Genomic DNA, 6,366 nt, shown 5'->3' with positions numbered 1-6,366 from the left:
TCTTTTTTGTTATGCCATCATTACTTCTGTAGAACTACCAAAAAATCTTCTTTGTATCATTAATTAAATATAGCTATACTATATGTACAACCTATCCTGCACTATCCTGTACTCAAGCTATTTTTTACTTTTTTATTCAAAGGCTTAGCTGCAACTAGTTCTTCCCGTACAGGATACTTAAACAAGTAAAGTAAGCAATCAATCACCCTATAATAAATAGAAAGGTGTTACTTAAAGATATATGTAGCCATTGCAAGGTAAGTCTGGTGTTAAGATTTTTGATTCTAAGAAACCTTACCTGTAGTGTTACCTAAAAAACCACTTAGACTGTTACTGGAAGAAAAAAAGCTTCTTACCTGCCTGAGGCTACACCTGAAGCTTTGGGTTGTTTGGCTAAGTACCTATTCAACTCCAGCTTTTTAGCCTGTCTTACTCCCTCCGCCACTGCAGCAGCGTTAACTCTGGCACCAGCTTCAATGGTGTGGGTGTGGTCTCGTGTGTTAAAATAGGTGCTCCTTACTTTCTCCTCCCCCTCCAGGTCATAGCGATCCGATATAATCCAGTTCAGGTTTATAAAAACAACGTTCTCCTGCTGCGCTGCCTCTGCAGCCCACTTGCCGTAGTCCCCGCTGTTTCGATTAACTTTGCCTCCATTCCAGGAGTTTCTGGGCACAGGCGACAGCACAATGGGTGTGGCTCCTTTTGCCTTAACCTCTGAGATAAACTGACGCATGTACCAACCGTATGAGTGCACCACTTCCTGCTGCTTTGTGATCAGGTTTTCTATTTCCTGAACCTCTTCGCTGTTGTTTCTAATTGTACCGCGTGCACGAAGGGTATCGTTAATAGGGCTGCTGTCGTTGTGGCCGAACTGCATCATCACATAGTCTCCTGGCTTTACCTTCGGGAGAACTTTACTCCAGTGCCCCTGCGTACGGAAAGTACGGCTGCTGGTGCCGCCGAGGGCATGGTTCTCTACCGAAATTCTGGTGGTATCGAAATGCTCTACAAGAAAATTACCCCATCCCCACAAGCCACCATCTCCTCTTCCCTGGCCATTCTTTACCGTTGAGTCGCCTATCAGATACAAAGTTGGTTTAGGCTGGTTCGTTCTTAGTGTCGCACAGGATGCGGCAACAAACAAAACCAGCAACAAATATGTAAGCTTGCTTTTCCAAATCTTTGATAGTACCATGTTACAATCAGTAGGTGACAAATGAAGTTTTAATTTAAATAAAAGAGGTTCAGAACTTAGCTGTCCCTTACCTTAGGATTTCCTCACGTATTTGTTCAGAGGGTGTTTTTTATTCTTTTGCAGACCTTCCACCACCGAAGCAGCGTTTATTCTGGCTCCCTCTGGATTCGTGTGGGTGTGGTCTGTCGGGAAAAGTGCTTTCACTTTTTCAGGACCGAATTCCTCATACTTCTCTGCTGTTATCTCGTTCAGGTTAATAAAGTATACTCCCTCCGCCTCGGCCACCTCTCTAGCCCATTTACCGAAACTATCATCCGCCCGAACGACTTTTCCTTCTTTCCATTGGTTACGCGGAATCATGGAAGCAATTATAGGTGTGGCACCTTTTGATTTAGCATCTTTCACGAATTTTGAAAGGTACCAGCCGTAGGTATGTACAATCTCCTTTTCGCCGTTTTTCCAGGTTAGTTCTTTTGTTTCTTCACCAGTACCTCTCAATACGCCTCTGTAACCTGCACGGGAAGTATCAGGCACGCTTCCTTCGTTGTGCCCAAACTGCATAATCACAAAATCGCCAGGTTTAAGTGTTTCCATTACTCGGTCCCATCGACCTTCTTTTACAAAGGTGCGGGTGCTTCTGCCAGCCATAGCTTGGTTGCTCACGTTAATCTTGGTCGTATCGAACAACTCGTGCACGTAAGAGCCCCAGCCACCATAGCCCTCATTTGTGTTCCTTACTGTGGAATCTCCAATAACATAGAGCGTTGGCTTCTTTTTCTGATTGAAGCCAAAGGCCATCACCAAAAGAAGCGGAACAAAAAACCATACTGTTTTCTTTTGAAGTATCATCATTACTTTTCTTTCTTTATTCTGGTCAGTTTAACAGCCTTACGTTTTGCTGGTTCCATATCTTCACTAATGTAAAAGCTTGGGTGGGGCGGTTGGTTATAAGCCACGTTTTGCCAAGCTATTGCCATACGGTACTGTGGGTCATGCATTAGAGTAGGCATTCGGTGTGCCGTCGGAATGGTAGTTGTAAATATCCGCAGTTCCTTGTTATCTTTTGTCCTCAGGATTACCTCCTCGCGCCAGTCGCCTAGTATATCAGCACTAAGTGCGGGAGTAGACTTGGTGCCATTGTTAGAAACGCAGCCTTCTGCAGTAAAAAGACGGCCAACTTTATACTTATCAATGTGGTTGCCATCTAAAAGCTCTCTTGTAAGGTCACCGTCCCACCAAACTAGAAAGTTTGTTGACGGCGGATTGTCTCCTATTCTTTCCCCTTTCAGATTGAGCAGCCCTCTGGAGCCAGAGAACCACATCTCTGCACCTGGGTTGTCAGGGTCTATGTCTGCTGCCACGCCTCTTCCTGCGTCTTTCCCATCAAGCCCTGTCCATAAAATCTCTCCAGTTTTGGCATCATATAAGGCTGCACCAGGGCCTGAGGTATGTTCTTCGTTTTCATGCACACCAAATACCTCCAGCCCAGGTCTGGACGGATCCAAGTCTGTCACATGCAGCGCATCGCCGTGCCTCAAGCCAGTCGTGAACAGGCCTTTCCCATTATCATCCACCACCATGGCACCGTAGATAATTTCATCCTTTCCGTCATCATCTACATCGGCTATACTTAAACCGTGGTTTCCCATGCCTGAATATGGGTTGCCACCGTCTTGAGAGTCGAACACCCAACGGGTAGATAGTTTGCCATTACGGTAATCCCAGGCAGCGATAACGGATCTGCCATAATACCCGCGGCACATTAGCACGCTAGGCAGTTTTCCGTCTAAGTATGCAGCACCCGCAACAAAACGGTCTGCTCTGTTTCCGTCACAGTCATTGCCACCATTTCCGCCTACGCCGCCCCATCCGCAGAGATTACCCCTGCCAGGCAGGTAGTCGGCCGTGGCAAGTGCTGCCCCAGTTCTTCCATTAAAAACTGTAAAATACTCTGGCCCCTGCAGAATTTTACCGTTGGCGTCGCGCCAGTCTGCTTCAGCATTGCCGATAACCTTGCCCTGACCATCTACTGTTCCATCGGCGGTTTTGCAGGCAAATTCAGCTATGCCATCTCCGTCCATGTCTACTACAATAAACTGCGTGTAATGGGCACCTTCTCTAATATTCTTTCCTAAATTGATCGTCCAAAGCAAAGTACCATCCAGCTTGTAGGCCTGAAAAATAGGTTCATCTGTAAAACCGTTAGATGGCGTATCACGCCCCCTACCAGCCTGGTGCAGGATAACCTCGTATGTTCCGTCACCATCCAGATCTCCAACAGAAGCATCGTTAGGTGTGTACCCCGCAGGTGTCTGCAAAGTAATTGATAAATACTGCTGGACAGGTGCTTTAGCCGCCAACGTAAAGGATTCGCTCTTTCCCTTCTCCTTACCTTTCAAAACTGGCTTTACAAAGTAGGAACTTGGCTGGCCCAGGTCAACACCTTCATCTACAAAATTGGTGCTTTCTGTTATGGGTGCTTTATTCAGTTTTACAGGTGCATTTCCACCACTGGCTCTGTAAAGGTTAAAGGCTATATCCGCTGGATCTGTACCAAACATCCGCCACCCTACATACACCTTTCCTTCGCCCTGGTTAATAGCAATCACACCTCGATCCAGATTTTCTATCATGCGCTGTGCAGGTGCTAGCCTAACGAGCAACAGAAAGAAAATTGAAAACAATGCAGTTTTAAGTGTAGATCGATTTATTCTCATGCAAGTATGAATGCTATTCTATTGGAAAGACAAGCTTTGCAGCATGTTTAAAGTTAGTTTAGGCCCAGCATTAAAGCTGCATTATAGACTTTCCTTTACTTCAAAATATTTTAGTGTTGGTAATATAAACTATAACTAAGCAGCATACATCCTGTAGTATCCTGCAAGAGCTTCACTACTTCTACTTACTTTACGCAAACTTAAGAACATATTATGCAGTTACTCCCCTTCCAGCGACTGTTACTTTGAACCTCTGGCTTTAAGACAAGTATTCTTCGGGTGTACTTGGTTAAGGCTGTCACAGCATGCAACCACTACAGCACTTTTGGCACCTACGCCAACATAGGTTGCATGTTACCAGAGGAAATTATGTGGAGAAAGCTTAACTAAAACGTTGGTTTTATCTTCTGTAAGTTCTTATGAATAGAGTTATAGTTCATTCAATACTTATAGAATGAAAATATGTAAAGCTAGCGTGAATACAGAAGGGAAGCAGGGCTTTTTACGCCTCTGCTTCCCTTCTGTATATTTGACTCAAAAAGTCTAATAACCTGGATTCTGTTCGGCCTGTCTTTCGGCAGATGTAAGCGGCCTTCCATTTACTGTAATACGCTCCAGGTGCTGTAACGGAATAGGTCGCAGCTTATGGAACGCCTGCACATTTATGGCATCAGGGTTAAACTCTTTTGCCCTCACCAGCAAGGTTTCTGTACGCACTAAATCTTCCCAGCGATGAAGCTCGCCTAGCAGTTCGCGGCTTCTTTCGTTTAAGATAAAATGTATAAATCTTTCTTCTGTAGATGATACAGAGGTTGGGTACATTTCGCTAGGTGCATCTGTCATGAAGAGGTCTTGTGTAGCCATAATTTCATTATAAGTACTACTTACATCTCCTCTCTCTCCCCCTTCTACCATCCAATATTCTGGTCTTTTTGTCTCACCAGCATCGTAGGCCGCACGTTGCCTTAAAACGTTAATATACTCCAGGGCTTTTCCATAATTTCCTTTTCGTCCATAAGCTTCGGCAGCAATCAGATAAGTTTCTCCGAGGCGAGCTAGAATGCCGTCTTTAACTCCTTGCTGCGCTCCCAAATTCTGACGGAAAGGGTCAACATATTTGATCAAGGTAGGAAATACACCTCTGGTAGCAAAGGCTGAGGCTAAATCTCCAGTGCTAGTTCTATAGTAACGCGGATACAAGTTATAGCTGCTACTTCTAACTTCAGCTTCTGTTAAGGTGGTTTCTGGGGAGTTAACCATCACGTAAAACGCCGTATCCCCAACTGCAAACCTTTTCTGCCCAACTAAACTTGGATCAGGCGCATTGGCTGCAGTCCAGACAGGAATGTTGTTAGGATTGTTGCTGATATAAGCCAACTGGAAGCTCTTGTAAAAACGTGAATCGTTCTTTCGGTCATAAATATCCATGGCATAATCTGTTGGCATTAGCCTGCGGAAAGGTCGTCCGTTGGCAAGGTCGCGCACCATGCCTGGCTGCTGATCGTAAGCCATTATGAAATACAGGTGCGTCTGATTGCCGTATCTACCTGAAAGCAAGGTGTTGTTATTCCATTGAGCAGAGAAAATAATTTCTTTACTCTTTTGTGCTGCAACACTGTTCGCATAACTTGAAAGGTCCCACAACCTAGCATAATTAAGCTCTAAGGCGTAGGTACCAGAATTTATCACCTGATCGGCATAGTAGGCGGCACTGTCTATATCAGTCGGCTTTTGGCCTCGTTCATCTGTTACGGCACTACCTCGCGTTAAATATGCTTTTGCCAAAAAATGTTGGGCCGCACCTTTGGTTGCCCTACCAAATTGCGCCTGCGTAACAGGCAGGTTTTCTACAGCATATCTTAAATCTGAAATGATGACATTATATACCTCTGGAACAGGGGCACGGGAGTATTCCGTCTGCACCCCTTTTGTTGATTCCAGCGGCAAAGGGATAGCCCCGAACTGCTGCACCAACTGAAAATAATACAAACCTCGCAAGAAGTGCAGTTCGCCCATGCGCTGCGCCTTGGCTTCAGGAGAAACCAGCGTCTGTACGCCTACAACATTAGGAATGTATTCAAGGCCTGTGTTGGCACGGTTTATTCCATTATAAAGCGTAGACCAGGTTTCATGCAAGAAAACATCTGGTGCTGGAGGATTAGGGTTTAGGCGATCATCATAGGTGTTATAATAGTTAAAGTTTACCTGGTCTGCATGTGTAAACTCATCTGTTCCGAAGTTCCACAGAGAGTACGCCCACTCATATGTAAACTTATGCCTCACCGGCTCATAGGCCGCTTCCACTAAATCTTCTACGCCTTGTTCTGTATTGTAATAATCTTCTGTTAATGTGGCCACTAATTCCTCTTCCAGAAAATCATCGCAAGAGGTAGCACTAAATGCTAACAGGGGAATGATAGCAGCCAGAATTATATTTTTCTTTTTCATATGTCT

Annotated in this window: 4 protein-coding genes; all 4 read right to left on the bottom strand. The window is 44.9% G+C overall.

What is annotated here, in order from left to right:
* Positions 1-352: 352 nt before the first annotated feature.
* Positions 353-1,195: a rhamnogalacturonan acetylesterase gene (locus tag LN893_RS18095; protein WP_229972540.1), complete on the bottom strand. Its 843-nt coding sequence runs from the start codon at positions 1,193-1,195 to the stop codon at positions 353-355.
* Positions 1,196-1,267: 72 nt separating this feature from the next.
* Positions 1,268-2,047, bottom strand: a complete 780-nt coding sequence (locus LN893_RS18090) for a rhamnogalacturonan acetylesterase (RefSeq protein ID WP_229972538.1) — start codon at positions 2,045-2,047, stop codon at positions 1,268-1,270.
* Positions 2,047-3,828, bottom strand: a complete 1,782-nt coding sequence (locus LN893_RS18085; RefSeq protein WP_229972535.1) for a rhamnogalacturonan lyase — start codon at positions 3,826-3,828, stop codon at positions 2,047-2,049. Before LN893_RS18085 ends, LN893_RS18090 begins: the two co-directional genes overlap by 1 nt.
* A gap of 627 nt (positions 3,829-4,455) precedes the next feature.
* A complete protein-coding gene (locus LN893_RS18080; RefSeq protein ID WP_229972533.1) occupies positions 4,456-6,360 on the bottom strand; it encodes a RagB/SusD family nutrient uptake outer membrane protein in 1,905 nt (634 codons plus the stop codon).
* Between the last annotated feature and the right edge of the window lie 6 nt (positions 6,361-6,366).

It is taken from the genome of Pontibacter harenae (assembly GCF_020907245.1).
Classification (GTDB): domain Bacteria; phylum Bacteroidota; class Bacteroidia; order Cytophagales; family Hymenobacteraceae; genus Pontibacter; species Pontibacter harenae.
Note: the sequence above shows the minus strand (reverse complement) of the source record. Positions and strands in the feature narration are given on the sequence as shown.